Origin of the sequence: Micromonospora sp. NBC_00330 (assembly GCF_036136635.1) — a bacterium.
GTDB classification, from domain to species: Bacteria; Actinomycetota; Actinomycetes; order Mycobacteriales; family Micromonosporaceae; genus Micromonospora; species Micromonospora salmantinae.
On the sequence record NZ_CP108012.1, the window covers coordinates 1,322,520 to 1,337,359 of the forward strand.

The window sequence follows — 14,840 nt, forward strand, 5'->3', positions numbered from 1 at the left end:
CACGTCCACGCCGACGGCGCCGGTCAGATCCAGCCCGCCTCGCCTGCCATCCGCACGGCCTCCACCCGGGTACGCGCGCCCACCTTGCGGGCGATCCGCCCGAGATGGTTGCGGACGGTGCCACGGGTGAGCCCGAGCGACACCGCCACCTCCGCGACCGGCGCACCCGCGGCCGTCAGCCTCAACACCTCCGTCTCGCGGCTGGTCAGTGGGCCGTCCGAGCGCAGCGCCGCGACCACGAGATCCGCGTCGAGCACGGGCTCCCGGCGGGCGAGCCGCCGGATCCCGTCGATGACCCGCTGGGGGGCGGCGTCACTGCGCAGGATGCCGACCGCCCTGGTCGGGCACAACATGCCCCGCAACCGCCGGGCCCGATGCGGGTGGGCCAGCACCAGGACGGGACACCGGCCGAGACGGTCGGGATCGACTCCCTCGACGAAGTCGAGGTCGGCCACCACCACGTCGGGGCGTTGGGCGCGGACGGCCGCGGAGACCGCGTCACCGCGATCCACCTCCGCCACGACACGGATGTCCTCCTCGGAGGCGAGGACGAACGACAGCGCGCCCAGAACCAGGGCGCCGTCCAAGGCGAGCAGGGTACGGATCACGATGAACCTTCCCGCACTGCGATGGCGATCACACAACGTCAACATTCAAACACGCAACCGGTGGCGCCGCACGGCGACGGGGGCGGGTCCGGTGGAGTTCCGGACCCGCCCCCAAAACTGTCACAGCCAGCCGTTACGCCGCGCGCGCGACACCGCCTCCAACCGGTTGCGAGCCCCGGTCTTGCGTAGGATTACCGACAGGTGATTGCGCACCGTCCCGTGTGCCAGGTAGAGGCGTACGGCGATCTCCTTCAGGGGCAGGCCCTCGGCCGCCATCCGCAGCACGTCCATCTCCCGTGGTGTCAACGGCATCTCCGGAGGGCTCAGCACCGCGATCGCCGCGGCCGGGTCGATCGCCCGTTCTCCGGCCGCGAGCGCGCGGATCGCCCGCACCAACTCGGCCAGCGAGCTGTCCTTCCCGAGAAGGCCGCGCGCGCCGGCTGCCAGCGCCGCCTCCACCAGTGCCGGGCTCCACCGAGGGCTCATCGCCAGCACGGCGGCGTGCGGCGCCTCGACGTCGATGCGGGCGACCACCTCCACCGGGTCGGGCAGCTCCGGTGTCAGTGCCAGCACCACCACCTGTGGTCGGCACCGCCGGACCACCGTCAACAGTTCGCCGACACCCTCGACGTCGGCGACCACCTCCATGTCCTCCTCGCGTGACAGCGCGGCGCAGAGCGCCCCGCGGAGCAAACCCATGTCCTCGGCGACGACAACGTGGATCACCACGTTTTCTCCGATCTCCGGTACGCGTCACGACGGCCACCGATCCCGGAACATCCACGGGTTGGTCAGGGCGGTCGTGCGCTACAGACGGGTGGGCATCGGCCCGCCGCACCGTCACAAGGACGGGCGCGGGCACTGATCGACCGACCAGCGGGTGGAACAGGCGGCCGCTCGGGCCAGCCACCGGGGTCGGTCGACCCGCCTCAGCCGGGGCGGGCGATCGCAGACGGAATTCGGCTCGCGACCAGGAGCGGCACGAGGTCGCAGCGTTGCCCAACACCGAGGTGCGACTGCCGGTCGAGCGCCCGGACCAGCCCCGGACCGGGCGCCGATCCATTGTCGACGCCGGCGGCGTCCTGGTCGGTGGGCGCGACGGGTTGGCCAGAGATCACACCCCGCGCGGCCACCGGTTCCGGGCGTGCGGCGAGGTGCCCCGTCGTGGCGGTGGCACGCGCGGGGCCGACGACGGACATCGGCGGTGGCGCGGCCGGGGCCGGCGGCGCTGCGACGCGTACGGGGGCCGGCGCCGGATTCACCGGTGGCGTCGGCACTGTCGGTACGGGGGCCCGCTCGGTCACCGGCACAACGGCCGGCCCGAGCACCGGGGGATCGGGCCGTGCAGGTGTCGCCGCCGGAACGATCACGGGGCAGAGAGCGGGTGGTAGAACGGCATCGGTGACCCGGAGGAGCGCCTTGATGACGGGCCTGATCGGCACCGTGCTCACGATGTCGACGACGTACGGCAGGGGAGCGGTGACCAGGCCGACAACGGGCGGACCGGCCGGCGTACGCACCGCCGACGGGTCGGGGGCGGCGGTGGCCGGCTGTCGCGGTGGATGGGCGGCCGACCGCGACAGGTCCGCCCGGTGAGCCGAACGATGAGCGGCGCGGACCACGGAGGCCGGTCGAAGCCGTTCGCGCTCCGCCGCGCCGGGTGAGACGGATGCACCGAGCCGCGACGCGCCCGACATCCGCCGAGGTGCCGTCGACTGTGGATCCTCGCGGGGGGCGGCCACCCGACCGGTGGGCACCACCAGGGGGGCACGGGGCCTGTCGGGGCGGTGGTCGTCGGTAGTCGCCGTTCGTTGACGGCCCTGGTCGGGGTGCTCGGCGACAGCGAGCCGCGCGACCGACTCGACCAGAGCGCCGATCCTCCGATGAGGCTCGTCACCGGACCCGCTGCGCATCCCGTCGGCGGCGGCCGGGCCCTGGAACAGGGTGGCCATGAGGAAACCGGCCCCGACGGCGACCGCGATCAGCACCAGCCGCCGGGCGAGCCTGCGCAGCCGGCCGGCCGCAAGCGGCGCGGACCGGTCCGGCACAGATGCCGACAGGGTTCCGCTGACGGGACTTCGCACGCGGGCACGATCCCTTCCCTCTGGGTTGCTGACCCATAGTAGCGATGCGCTCACGTAGCCGCATCCGGTGGGAGCGCGCCCGTCGGCGGGATGCGGCAGCACCAGGTCTGATGTGGAGGCCCGATGCGCGCCGCGAAGCTGCTCCCTGATCGGCGAACGTCCCGGACCGGACCAGGGAAGGCACCTACGCGGGTGGCGGCGCTGTCGATCCCCGGATCCGCAGCGATGGGCTGATGACGACCCGGTGGGTGGGGCGGTCGGGGTCGGCGAGCCGGTCGGCGACGAGACGCACGGCGGCTCGTCCGATCGAGCGTCGCGGTGGTCGGACCGCTGTCAGCGGCGGGCTGAAGAGACCGGCGACCTCGTCGTCGTACGCCACTATGGAGAGGTCGCCGGGTACGGACAGGTGCCGCTCCTCGCAGTGCTGCACCAGCGCGATCGCCTCGGCGTCGGCGTGCACCAGCAGCGCCGTCGTCCCAGTCGCCTGGCAGTGGTCGAGGATGCCGTTGAGCACTGTGTCCCGCTCGGGTGACCGTGCGTCGGGTGCCACGGCCACCACCGTCGCGTCCGAGTCGAGGCCGCATTCGGACGTGGCGTCGAGCCAGCCGCGCCGCACGTGCTGGCTGGTGGGGCTGTTGGCGTCGAGCACGAGGCCGACCTTGCGGTGTCCGAGCGAGGTGAGGTGACGCACCGCCATGGCCGCACCGAGCGCGTGGTCGGTGACCACCGACTCCATGACAGCGTGGTGGCTGCCTACCGTGGCGGTGCGTTCCAGCAGGACGACCGGTACGCCGATCTGGTCGAGCCACTCGATGGTGCGCTCGGCGGTCGGTGTGTCCATGCTCGGCGCGATGATCAGCGCGTCGACGCCCATCCGCCCCACCATGCGGGCCAGTTGGGGCTGGTCGTCCTCACTGTCGTAGGAGGAGCCGCGCAGAACCACGCGCATGTCCAGCTCGCGGGCGGCGCTCTCGACGCCGCGAGCCACGTCCGGCCAGTAGTAGTCCAGGGAGGGCACGAGCATGCCGAGGGCACGCCCGACCAGCCGGTCCAGGCCTGCGGCGGGTGGCTCGTCGGTTGCCGGGACGTCGTCCGGCAGGATCAGGGCGACCCCACCGTGGACCCGGCGAACCAGCCCTTCGGCGGCGAGCTCCGCGATGTCGCGCCGGATGGTGACCGGCGCGGCGCCGAGCACGTGGGACAGGTCAGAGACACGCATCGAGCCGTCGCGTTGCAGGGCTGCCAACAGTTGCTGGCGGCGGGCGACCTGAAGGGGCCCCCGGGGGGCCTCCGTCGTGGCGACGACGGGGCTGTCCTTGGTCATGGGACCTCCGGGGAACGCTTCGTGCGGCGAAAGCTCTTGCATGGTGCGGACGACCGCGCCGGCCGGGCCGAACGCGGTGACGTCGATCGCGAGCCGGGTCGGCTGATCTCCCCATCCGACGAAGAGCATAGGAGTCGTGCTCCGTGGCGTCGGTCATGGCTCCTCGGACTGATGGAGCGGCTCTGAACGATTGTGATCGTATCAGAGCACTTGGCGCGTCAAGACCATGTTGTGCGCTCTCTTGATCGAGTGTGTTCGCATTCGTTTGGGAACGGCATTGACTTGCTCCTTTGTGAGCGTTTTACTTCGGAAACCCTGCGGATGCCTGCGCGTCACATTCATGGGCAACGCCCCGCTCGCCACAGTCGACGGAGACCGATCGATGCGACAGGACCACGGATGATGTTCGGAACGACGGGCCAGGTGGCACCAGTGACGGCCTCCGATGTCGCCACCGCACCGACCTGGAGCCGGAACGACTGGTTGGCCCTCGCCGACCGGATGCTCGCCGCCGCCCGACCGTTCGCGTCGCCCGGACACGCCCTCGTCACCTTTCCCGGACCGGAGGGCGGTTACGGGCGGGCCGTCGACGGACTGGAGGGTTTCGCCCGCACGTTCCTGCTGGCTGGGTTCCGCATCGCGGGTGCACGGGGCGTGGGCCTGGACGAACTCGTGGACCGGTACACGGCAGGCATCACCGCTGGCACCGATCCGAGCTCTCCGGACCGTTGGGTGCGCTTGGACGAGCACCCCCAGGCGAAGGTGGAGGCCGCCTCCATCGCGCTGGTCCTGGACATGACCCGCCCGTGGATCTGGGATCGACTTCCGTCAGTGGTGCACGAGCGGGTGGTGGACTATCTGCGCCCGGCGGTCGGCGACGACACGTACCCACGGATCAACTGGGTCTGGTTCCGGCTGGTCGTACAGACGTTCCTGCGTTCGGTGGGCGGGCCGCACTCGCTCGACGAGATGAACGACGACCTGACCACCCATGACGGCTTCGCCCGCGGGGACGGCTGGATGTCCGACGGGTCGGACCGCGCCTACGACCACTACGTGGGCTGGGCCCTGCACCTCTACCCGACACTGTGGGCCCGCATGGCCGGCGCCGCGGACCTGGCCGAGCAGCGCCGCGAACGGGACCTGGCCGGCCTCGACCGCTTTCTGAGCGACGCTGTCGCACTCGTGGGCGCCGACGGCTCACCGTTGATCCAGGGGCGAAGCCTGACCTACCGCTTCGCCGCGGCGGCGCCGTTCTGGGTCGGCGCCATCGCCGGCGTGCCCTCGGTCAGCCTCGGCCGGTTGCGCGGCGCGGCCACCCGCATCGTGCGTCACTTCGTCGCCAACGACGCCCTGGACGAACGCGGTCTGCTCACCCTCGGCTGGCACGGGCCGTGGCCGCGTCTGGCGCAGTCGTACTCCGGGCCGGGCTCGCCGTACTGGGCCAGCAAGGGCCTGCTCGGCATCGCGCTACCCGCCGACCATCCGGTCTGGACGACTCCCGAGGAGCCGTTGCCGGTGGAGGAGTGCGACGCGGTGCGGGCGATACACGCGCCAGGCTGGTTGGTCTCCAGCACCCGTGCCGACGGCATCGTCCGCGTCGTCAACCACGGCACCGACCATGCCGTCGAGGGTGCCACCGTCTCAGATTCCCCGCTCTACGCCCGACTGGGCTACTCCACCGCCACCACCCCGGTCCTCGACGACAGCGGCTGGGCCAGTCCGCTCGACCAGTCCGTCACTCTCGTCGACGACGCGGGCCGGGTCACCCACCGCGCCGGGATGCGCCTGCTGACCGTTCACGTCGACACCGACGGCGTGGGCGTGGCCGGGTCACGTGCCCTCGCCCACTGGGTCGACCCGGATCCGGGTCAGCCCGATCACGGCGGCGGCCGCGTGGGCCGGTACCGACCGGCCGGGCACCTCACCGTGTATTCGCTGGTCCGCGGCCCCTGGGAACTACGTCTGACCCGCGTCGACGACCTCGCCGACGGCGTGGAGGTGGCTGCGCTGAGGCTACGGATCGGCGGCTGGGCCATTGCCGGGGATGCGACGGCCACCACCGGCGGCGGTGTGGCGGTCGTGACCGGAGCCGACCTGACCAGCCGGCTCGACAGCGTTCACGGCGGCGGAACGGCGGGTGTCACCGCCGTTCCGCACGGGGGGCCCCTGGCCGGCGGGCTGGTCGTGCCCTGGCTGGACCACCCTGTCCGGCCGGGCGCATGGGTCGCCACCTTCACGGAGCTGTCCAGGGCGCCGGTGGCCACGGCCGGGCAGGCATGCCAGGCCGTGGTCGACGAGGACGGTCGCGGCCTCCACCTGGCGGTCGACTGGCCCGACGGGATCAGCACGTCGACCCGTCTGGACACGGAGCATGCCAGGCCCACCCAGGCGTCCTGGTAGCAGTGCGGGCCCGTCCGGGCCCTTGACCTGAAGGAGAGAGGGATGAAGCGTGCGATACCGGCCGTCATCAGCGCTGCGACGGCCCTGACGCTCGTTCTCGCCGGTTGCGGCGGCGGAGACGAGCCAGTCGACCCCAATGCCCCGGTGACCATCACCCTGGCCGGCTGGACCCTGTCGTCCACGCCCGAGTTCAAGACGCTCGCCGACGGCTTCAAGGCGACCCACCCGAACGTGACGGTGCAGCTCAAGGAGTACGCCGCAGGCAACGACTACGACACCCAGATGATCACGGACCTGGCCGCCGGCACCGCCCCGGACGTCTACGTCATGAAGACCCTCAAGAACTTCTACACGTACCAGAGCGGTGGTCAGCTGCTCGACGTCTCCGACGCCGCCTCCAGTCTCGGCTCGAGCCCGGCGCTCGCGCCGTACCAGGTGGATGGCAAGGCGTACGCGGTGCCGTACCGGCAGGACTCGTGGGTGTTGTTCTACAACAAGGACCTGTTCGCGAAGGCGAAGGTGGCGCCGCCGGACGGCAGCTGGACCTGGGACGACTACACCGACGCGGCGAAGCGACTGCACACCGGGCTGAAGGGGGCCGGCTCGAACGCGACCGGCGCCTACCAGCACACCTTCCAGTCGACAGTGCAGGGATTCGCGCTCGCCCAGACCCCCAACGCGGACCTGCTCTCCGGGGACTACGGCTACCTCAAGCCGTACTACGAGCGGTCACTGGACCTTCAGGCGGCCGGCGCGCAGCCGACCTTCGGCACGGCGAAGACCAACAAACTCACCTACCAGGCGCAGTTCGGCAAGCAGCAGTCGGCGATGCTGCTGATGGGCACCTGGTACGTGGCCACGCTGCTCAACCAGCGCAAGAGCGGTGACGCCGACACGTTCCAGTGGGGGATCGCCCCGGCGCCGCAGTTCGACAAGTCCACCACCGGCACCTCCGCCACACCTGTCACCTTCGGCGACCCGACCGGCCTGGGTATCAACCCGAAGATCAGCAAGTCCAAGACCGCCGCGGCCAAGGCCTTCCTCCAGTACGCGGCCGGCCCGGAAGCCGGCAAGGCGCTGGCCGGGATCGGCATCACCCCGGCCCAGGTCACCGACGCGGTCACCGCGACGCTGTTCGGGCTGGACGGCGTACCGCAGGACGACCTGTCGAAGTTCGCCTACGCCAAGCACACCGTCAAGCCCGAGAACCCGGTGTCGAAGCACACCGCCGGCCTGCAGAACCTCCTCAACGAGACGCACTCGGCGATCCTCTCCGACAGCAAGAGCGTCGACGCGGAGCTGAGCAAGGCGCAGACCCGCGCCAAGAACGAGGTCCTCAACCAGTGAGCTGATGGCGGGTCCGGCGCGCCTGAAGCGCACGCCGGTCCCGCCACCATGCCGAACGCTTCCGGAGACTCCCTATGGCAACATTGCCGCGCACGAGACCCAGGAACCGGCGGCTGGTGTCGCGCGACACGGTCGCCGGCTGGTCGTTCATCCTGCCCAACTTCGTCGGCTTCGCGGTGCTCACCCTGCTACCCGTCCTCGTGCTGTTCTACGTGGCCTTCACCGACTGGAACGTCTTCGGAGTGGCCGAGTGGACCGGCACCGCCAACTTCCGGCGAATGTGGAGCGACGCGAGCTTCTGGACCGCCTTGCGCAACACCGTCTACTACACGGTCTTCCACATCCCGCTGACCCTCGCGGCGTCACTCGGGCTGGCGCTCCTGCTCAACCGCAAACTGCGCGGCGTACGGTTCTTCCGCACCGTCGCCTTCTTCCCCTACATCACCTCGATCGTGGCGATCGCGATCGTCTGGAACCAGCTGTTCAGCCCGGAGTACGGCCCGATCAACGCTCTCCTCGGCGCCGTCGGGGTGGACGACGCGCCGGGCTGGACCACGTCGTCGACCTGGTCGATGCCGGCGGTCATCATCGTCGGCACGTGGCGGTACATGGGTTACTACATGCTGCTGTTCCTGGCCGGCCTGCAGACCATCCCGGCCCAGCTCTACGAGGCGGCCGAGACCGACGGCGCCTCACCGTGGCAGCGGTTCGTGCACGTGACCCTCCCCGGGTTATGGCACACCACCTTCTTCGTCACGGTGCTGCTCACCATCGAAAGCTTCAAGGTCTTCGACCTCATCCTCGTGATGACCGGCGGCGGCCCGGGCCAGTCCACGCTGGTGCTGTCGCAGTACATCTACCAGAAGGGCTTCGAGGAGAACCAGTTCGGCTACGCCTCGGCGGTCTCGGTCGTCCTGTTCGCCATCTGTTTCAGCATCACGGTCATCCAGTTCATGGTCAACAAGCGGAGGAACAGCTGATGACCGCTACCGACCTCTCGCTGCCCGCCCCGGCCGTCGCCGCGCCCGGCAACCGCGACGCGCCCGGCCGACCGGTCCGGTCCCGGGGCTGGCGGCTCGTCGGGTACGCCGCCCTCGTGCTCGCGGCGGCCGGGCTGCTGCTGCCGTTCTACTGGATGGTGGTGGCGTCGTTGAAGACCAACAGCGACGTCTTCACCATCCCGATCACCTGGCTCCCCGATCCCGTGGTGTGGCGAAACTACCTCGACATCTGGCAGCGCTCGGACATGACGACGTGGTTGGGGAACACGCTGCTGCTGTCGGTGGTCGTCAGCCTTCTCCAGGTGGTGACCGGCAGCTTCGCCGCCTACGGCTTCGCCCGGGTCCGCTTTCCCGGCCGCAACGCGCTCTTCCTGGCGTACGTCGGGACGATCGCGGTGCCCTGGCAGTCGTACATGATTCCGCAGTTCATCCTCATGTCGAAGTTGCAGTTGTCGAACACGCTGTGGTCGATCGTCGCGCTGCAGGCGTTCGGCGCGTTCGGCGTGTTCCTGATGAAGCAGTTCTACGAGACGATTCCCGAGGAGCTCAGCGAAGCAGCTCGGGTGGACGGGCTCAGCGAGTTCGGCATCTACCGACGGATCATGCTGCCGTTGTCCCGGCCGGCGCTGGCCAGCCTGGCCCTGCTGACGTTCGTGACCACCTGGAACGACTACCTCGGCCCGCTGATCTACCTGCGCAGTCCGGAGCTGCGCACCATCCAGTTGGGGCTGAACACCTTCGTTTCGCAGTACAACGCCGAGTACGCGCTGATCATGACGGGCTCGGTGCTGTCGGTGCTGCCCGTCGCCGTCATCTTCCTGCTCGGCCAGCGCCACTTCATCGAGGGCATCGCCTCGACCGGACTGAAGGGTTGAGGCCCATGCGTTCGCGCCACAACACCATCACCGCCGTCTTCGACGGGTTCTACGTCGCGCTCGTCACCAATCTGCTGCTGGTGCTCGGTTGCCTGCCACTGGTGACGCTCGCGTTCACCACCGAGGCGGCGCGCTCGTGGCCGCTCTACGCGCTGACCGCCCCGCTCTGCGCGCCAGGGCTCTGTGCGGTCTTCGCGGTCATGTCCGCCTACTCGGCCGGCGACACCGGCGGTGTCCTGCGCACCTACGGCCGCGCCTGGCGAGCCACCGCCCGGCCGGCGATGCTGTGGACGGCGGCAGCCATGGGTGCCCTGGTCGTGCTCGCCGTCGACGCCCGCGCCGCCTGGGGCCACCGGGTCGGCGCACTGGCCCTGCCGGTCCTCGCGACCCTGATCACCCTCACCGTCGCGACCACGCTGTTGGGGTTGGTGACCCTCGCCGACCGACCCACAGCGCGGTTGCGTGACGTGGCCCGTGCCTGCGTGTACCTGGCGGTGCGCCGCTGGTACCTCACCGCCGTGTCTCTGCTCGTCCTCGTGCTGCTCGCCCAGATCCTGGCGGCCCGCCCCGCGATCGCGCTCGGCCTCGCCGCCGCGCCACTGCTCTACGTCGTCTGGGCCAACAGCCGCTTCACAGTGCGCGCCGCCCTCGACCCACCGACGACCGCACCCCAGACCACCTGAGCACCAGGTTCCGGCCACCGAGCCGGGACGCCGACGACACACCTGCCCGGCACCGGACCGGACACACGAGGGAGAACAGCATCCATGACGGCGACCGACGTCCGTCCCAACTCCGACGCTGAGGCCACGGCGGCCGCGGTGGCAGCCGCGATACGTACCGTCGACGCGAACATCGCCACCTTCGGCGACCGGTACCCCGCGGACACCACCGACGCGAACCGCTACCCGCTCCGGCCACCGAGCGCAGGCCAGCCCGAGGGCGCCAACGTCGGCTGGACCACGAGCTTCTGGCCCGGCATGCTCTGGCTGGCACACGACCTGACCGGCGACGAGCGCCACCTGCGGGCAGCGCTCTCCCACGTGGACAGCTTCGCGGCCCGGATGACCCACGGCATCGACCTGGACACCCACGACCTCGGGTTCCTCTACACCCTCGGCTGCGTCACCCCGGCCCGTCGTACCGGCGATTCACAGGCCCGGGACGCGGCCCTCGCCGCCGCCGACCACCTGATGACGCGCGTCCTCGAACCCGCCGGAATCATTCAGGCCTGGGGCGACCTGAACGACCCCCGCCAACGCGGGCGCACGATCATCGACAGCCTCATGAACACGCCGCTGCTCTTCTGGGCCAGCCAGACCACCGGCGACGACCGCTACGCCGCCGCGGCCCGCCGGCACACCGCTCAGCTGCGCCAGCACATCCTGCGTCCGGACGGCACCACCTTCCACACCTTCTACTGGGACCCGGCCAGCGGCGCGCCGCTTCGCGGCGAAACCGAACAGGGCCACTCCGACCACTCCTGCTGGGCACGCGGGCAGGCATGGGGCATCTACGGGTTCAGCCTCAACCACCGGCACATCGGCGACCCCGCGCTGCTCGCCGCCGCGAGGACCTGCGCCGACCGCTTCCTCGCCCACCTGCCGGACGACCACGTCGCCTACTGGGATCTGGAGTTCGGCGACGGCAGCGGCCAGGAGCGGGACAGCTCGGCCGCGGCCATCGCCGCCTGCGGCCTTGTCGAACTGGCGGACGGCCTCACCGACGACAAGGCCAGCGCCGACCGGTACCGGAAAGCCGCCGCCGAGATCCTGCGCTCGCTCATCGGCCACTACTCCACCGCCGGCCATCCGGTCTCGAACGCGCTGATCCTGCACGGCGTCTACGACAAACCCAAGAGCGTCGGCGTCGACGAGGGAACCCTGTGGGGCGACTACTTCTACCTGGAAGCCCTCACCCGCGCCACCATCCCGGGCTGGACCAGCCCCTGGTGACCACCGCGCACCGACCCGCTCCGCCCCGCATCCCGAAAGGTGACCATGGACTACCGCTACCACTGCTCCATTCCCGCCGTCGACGGCCGGAACACGCTGCCCTTCAATCCCTGCCGACTGCTGGACTTCACACTGCTGCGGCTGTCCGCCGGCGAGTCCTGGACCGGTGAGTCCGGTGACCGGGAGATCCTGGCCGTCATCCTCGGTGGCACGGCCAGCTTCACCGTCGGCGGCCGCCACTTCCCGCAGGTCGGCCAGCGTCCGGACGTCTTCTCCGGCAAGCCACACTCCGTCTACATCCCGGCCGGCTCCTCGGTGACCGTCGAGGCGGTCACCGCCGTGGAGATAGCCCTACCCAGCGCACCCAGCGAACTGGCCACGGACCCGTATGTGATCGCACCGGAGCAGGTCGTGGGGGGCCGGTGGGGAGCGGCCAACTTCGGCCGTACCTACCACCAGATCCTCACCGAAGTCTCCCAGCCGGACCTGCCGGCCCGCCGGCTCATCGTCGGCGAGACCTACACGCCCTCGGGCAACTGGAGCACCTATCCGCCGCACCGGCACAAGGTCGACGACCTGCCCGCCGAGGCCGCGCACGAGGAGATGTACTACTACCGCGTCAACCCGGCGAACGGGTTCGGCATCAGCCGGGTCTACACCGACGACGGGTACGAGGAGAACGTCACCATCCGTGACCATGTGATGCAGATGATGCCCGAGGGGTACCACACGGTGGTCAGCGCACCCGGCTACACCACCTACTTCCTGTGGTTCCTGGCCGGCACGCAACGCACCCAGGGCGCTCGCGAGGACGCCGACCTCGCCTGGGTGGGCCAGGCCGTACCGACCCTGAGGAGCCTCGGCCTGTAGTCACGTTGGTGGGACCCATCGCAACGAGGTAGCGGACAGACCGTCCATCACCCTATTGTGCTAGGCAACTAGTGGAATGGGGTGGTGAGGTGATCGAGTTTCACCTGGACGCACGGTCCGGGGTAGCGCCGTACATGCAGCTCATCCGACAGGTACGCCACGCGCTCCGGCTCGGAGTTCTGAACGAGGGCGACAAACTGCCCACAGTGAAGGAGGTGGTGGCCCGGGTCGCGATCAACCCGAACACGGTGTCCAAGGCGTACCGCGAGTTGGAGTACGAGGGCCTGGTCACCGCCCGGCCCGGGCTGGGCACGTTCGTCACCCGCACGCTGGCCGGCGACTCGCTGAGTAAGCACGAGCCGCTGCGGCAGGGCCTGGCCCGCTGGCTGACCGAGGCACGGGAGGCGGGCCTGGACGACGAGAGCATCGAGGCGCTCTTCCTCAGCAGCTTTCGGACATTTTCGGAGGCCCGAGGATGACTAGCGCCCTGATCGCGGACGGTCTGACCAAGCGGTACGGCCGGCGCCCCGCACTGAAGGACTGCACTCTGGACATTCCGGCCGGCCACGTCGTGGGCCTGGTCGGGCCGAACGGCGCCGGTAAGTCCACGCTGCTGCAACTGGCCTGTGGGCTGCTCGATCCGACCGCGGGGCGGATCGAAGTGCTCGGCGCGCGGCCGGTCAGCGGGTCGCCGCAGGTCGGGTTCGTCGCGCAGGACACCCCGGTCTATGCCGGCCTGACCGTCGCCGACCACCTGCGGATGGGCGCGCACCTCAACCCGTCCTGGGACGCCGCGCTCGCCGAGCGGCGCATCGCCCAGGTCGGCCTGGACCCGAAACAGAAGGCGGGCAAGCTCTCCGGTGGCCAGCGCGCCCAACTGGCCCTGACCGTCGCCGCGGCGAAGCGGCCCAATCTCCTGCTGCTCGACGAGCCGGTGGCGGCACTCGACCCGCTCGCCCGGCGCAACTTCCTCCAGGGGCTGATGGAGCTGACCGCGGAGCAGGGCATGAGCATCGTGATGTCCTCGCACCTGGTCGCCGACCTGGAACGGGTCTGCGACCACCTGATCGTGCTGGTCGCCTCTCGGGTGCGGGTGGCCGGCGACGTGGACGACCTGCTCGCCACCCACCACCGTCTGGTCGGGCGGCGGCGCGACACCGCCGACCTGGGCGCCGGGCGCGCCTTGGTCGAGCAGAGTCACACCGAGGTGCAGTCGACACTGGTGGTACGCAGCACCGCGCCGATCGTCGACCCGTCCTGGCAGGTCGACCGGCTGGACCTGGAGGACATCGTGCTGGCGTACATGAGCGGTGCCACCGACGACGGTACGGGCCGGGTTCTGGAGGGACAGCGATGATCTGGATGACCTGGCGGCAGTTCCGCACCCCGGCCCTGGCCACCGGCACCCTGTTGCTGGCGCTCCTGGGCGCTCTGGCGCTGACCTGGTCGGAGGTCACCGAGCTGGCCACGCAGACCGGATACACCGGCTGCCAGGGCGACGCCTGTCGTGCCGCCGGCGAGGCGTTCCTCCAGGCGCTGCAACCGGGATGGGCGAGTGAGTTCCACATCGCCGCCATCGGGGCCCTGTACCTGCTGCCTGCCCTGGTGGGCATCTTCTGGGGCGCACCGCTGGTGGCCCGGGAGTTGGAGTCCGGCACGTACCGCATGGTCTTCAGCCAGTCCGTCAGCCGCGGACGTTGGCTGCTGGTCAAACTGGCGATCGGCGGCGGTGCCGCCGCGCTCGGTGCCGGCCTGCTCAGCCTGGTGCTGACCGAGTGGGCGCAGCCGATCGACGGGGCCTCGGCGGACCGGATGAACCCGCTGGTGTTCGCAGCCCGGGGGATCGTCCCGGTGGGCTACGCGACGCTGGCCTTCGTGGTGGGTGTCGCCACCGGGCTGCTGCTGCGGCGGACCCTGGGCGCGATGGCAGTGACCCTGCTGGTGGTGGTCAGCCTCCAGATCGCCGCGCCGTTCGTGGTGCGCCCCTGGCTGGCCCAGCCGATCACCACGGTCACCCCTCTGACGTTCGACGGCGACTTCGGGATCTCGATGAGCTCCGACACCGGGCAGATGACGGTCCACGTCCAGCCCGAACGCAGGGGTGACTGGGTCGTGTCGAGCACCACGATCACCTCGACCGGAGCGGAGTTCACCGGTCCGGCCGACATGACCCGGTGCGGGCCGAGGGCGTCCGGTGGGCGGGAGGCGTGCCAGACATGGCTGGGCGAGCAGAACCTCAGCCTGAAGGTGAGCTACGTGCCTGGCTCGAAGTTCTGGGGCCTGCAATGGCGAGAGTTCGGCGTGCTGATCGCGTTGACCGTCGTGCTGTCCCTGTTCTCCCTCTGGTGGGTCCGCCGCCGACTCGTCTGACGG

The 14,840-nt window shown here is 70.3% G+C and carries 14 protein-coding genes; 10 read left to right on the forward strand and 4 right to left on the reverse strand.

Annotated elements, in window-relative coordinates:
- Window positions 1-23: 23 nt before the first annotated feature.
- The 4 genes from OG598_RS05830 to OG598_RS05845 form a co-directional block, all read right to left on the reverse strand.
- Window positions 24-608 carry a response regulator transcription factor gene (locus OG598_RS05830; protein ID WP_328653394.1) on the reverse strand — a complete coding sequence of 195 codons (585 nt, stop codon included), beginning with the start codon at window positions 606-608 and terminating at the stop codon, window positions 24-26.
- 120 nt (window positions 609-728) lie between these two features.
- Window positions 729-1,337, reverse strand: a complete 609-nt coding sequence (locus OG598_RS05835; protein WP_145792724.1) for a response regulator transcription factor — start codon at window positions 1,335-1,337, stop codon at window positions 729-731.
- Between the two features lie 200 nt (window positions 1,338-1,537).
- Window positions 1,538-2,656 (reverse strand): hypothetical protein, encoded by a 1,119-nt coding sequence (locus tag OG598_RS05840; protein WP_328653395.1) that lies wholly within the window; start codon window positions 2,654-2,656, stop codon window positions 1,538-1,540.
- A gap of 220 nt (window positions 2,657-2,876) precedes the next feature.
- A complete protein-coding gene (locus tag OG598_RS05845; RefSeq protein ID WP_328653396.1) occupies window positions 2,877-4,016 on the reverse strand; it encodes a substrate-binding domain-containing protein in 1,140 nt (379 codons plus the stop codon).
- A gap of 432 nt (window positions 4,017-4,448) precedes the next feature.
- Here OG598_RS05845 and OG598_RS05850 point away from each other — a divergent pair, with 432 nt between their 5' ends.
- The 10 genes from OG598_RS05850 (at window position 4,449) to OG598_RS05895 (ending at window position 14,837) form a co-directional block, all read left to right on the forward strand.
- Window positions 4,449-6,419 (forward strand): DUF2264 domain-containing protein, encoded by a 1,971-nt coding sequence (locus tag OG598_RS05850; protein WP_328653397.1) that lies wholly within the window; start codon window positions 4,449-4,451, stop codon window positions 6,417-6,419.
- A 42-nt stretch (window positions 6,420-6,461) separates the two neighbouring features.
- Complete coding sequence (locus OG598_RS05855) at window positions 6,462-7,766, forward strand: ABC transporter substrate-binding protein (RefSeq protein ID WP_328653398.1); 1,305 nt, start codon at window positions 6,462-6,464, stop codon at window positions 7,764-7,766.
- A gap of 116 nt (window positions 7,767-7,882) precedes the next feature.
- Window positions 7,883-8,746, forward strand: coding sequence for a carbohydrate ABC transporter permease (locus OG598_RS05860; protein WP_328653399.1), 864 nt, complete (start codon window positions 7,883-7,885; stop codon window positions 8,744-8,746).
- Window positions 8,746-9,642, forward strand: a complete 897-nt coding sequence (locus OG598_RS05865; protein WP_145792712.1) for a carbohydrate ABC transporter permease — start codon at window positions 8,746-8,748, stop codon at window positions 9,640-9,642. Before OG598_RS05860 ends, OG598_RS05865 begins: the two co-directional genes overlap by 1 nt.
- A 5-nt stretch (window positions 9,643-9,647) precedes the next feature.
- Window positions 9,648-10,325 carry a hypothetical protein gene (locus tag OG598_RS05870; RefSeq protein WP_328653400.1) on the forward strand — a complete coding sequence of 226 codons (678 nt, stop codon included), beginning with the start codon at window positions 9,648-9,650 and terminating at the stop codon, window positions 10,323-10,325.
- An 84-nt stretch (window positions 10,326-10,409) separates the two neighbouring features.
- The gene (locus OG598_RS05875; RefSeq protein ID WP_328653401.1) at window positions 10,410-11,597 is read left to right on the forward strand and encodes a glycoside hydrolase family 88 protein; all 1,188 of its coding nucleotides are present in this window, start codon (window positions 10,410-10,412) and stop codon (window positions 11,595-11,597) included.
- A gap of 45 nt (window positions 11,598-11,642) precedes the next feature.
- Window positions 11,643-12,467 carry a 5-deoxy-glucuronate isomerase gene (gene iolB, locus OG598_RS05880; RefSeq protein WP_328653402.1) on the forward strand — a complete coding sequence of 275 codons (825 nt, stop codon included), beginning with the start codon at window positions 11,643-11,645 and terminating at the stop codon, window positions 12,465-12,467.
- Between the two features lie 89 nt (window positions 12,468-12,556).
- A complete protein-coding gene (locus tag OG598_RS05885; protein WP_328653403.1) occupies window positions 12,557-12,946 on the forward strand; it encodes a GntR family transcriptional regulator in 390 nt (129 codons plus the stop codon).
- A complete protein-coding gene (locus tag OG598_RS05890) occupies window positions 12,943-13,824 on the forward strand; it encodes an ABC transporter ATP-binding protein (RefSeq protein WP_328653404.1) in 882 nt (293 codons plus the stop codon). Before OG598_RS05885 ends, OG598_RS05890 begins: the two co-directional genes overlap by 4 nt.
- Window positions 13,821-14,837: a hypothetical protein gene (locus OG598_RS05895; RefSeq protein WP_328653405.1), complete on the forward strand. Its 1,017-nt coding sequence runs from the start codon at window positions 13,821-13,823 to the stop codon at window positions 14,835-14,837. The genes OG598_RS05890 and OG598_RS05895 overlap by 4 nt, the downstream gene beginning before the upstream one ends.
- The last annotated feature ends 3 nt before the right edge of the window (window positions 14,838-14,840 follow it).

Excerpts from the sequence above, each read along its gene's own strand:
- OG598_RS05865 (WP_145792712.1), top strand. The coding sequence starts at position 8,746 with ATGACCGCTACCGACCTCTCGCTGCCCGCCCCGGCCGTCGCCGCGCCC.
- OG598_RS05855 (WP_328653398.1), top strand. The coding sequence starts at position 6,462 with ATGAAGCGTGCGATACCGGCCGTCATCAGCGCTGCGACGGCCCTGACG.
- OG598_RS05845 (WP_328653396.1), bottom strand. The coding sequence starts at position 4,016 with ATGACCAAGGACAGCCCCGTCGTCGCCACGACGGAGGCCCCCCGGGGG.
- OG598_RS05875 (WP_328653401.1), top strand. The coding sequence starts at position 10,410 with ATGACGGCGACCGACGTCCGTCCCAACTCCGACGCTGAGGCCACGGCG.
- iolB (WP_328653402.1), top strand. The coding sequence starts at position 11,643 with ATGGACTACCGCTACCACTGCTCCATTCCCGCCGTCGACGGCCGGAAC.
- OG598_RS05895 (WP_328653405.1), top strand. The coding sequence starts at position 13,821 with ATGATCTGGATGACCTGGCGGCAGTTCCGCACCCCGGCCCTGGCCACC.
- OG598_RS05870 (WP_328653400.1), top strand. The coding sequence starts at position 9,648 with ATGCGTTCGCGCCACAACACCATCACCGCCGTCTTCGACGGGTTCTAC.
- OG598_RS05890 (WP_328653404.1), top strand. The coding sequence starts at position 12,943 with ATGACTAGCGCCCTGATCGCGGACGGTCTGACCAAGCGGTACGGCCGG.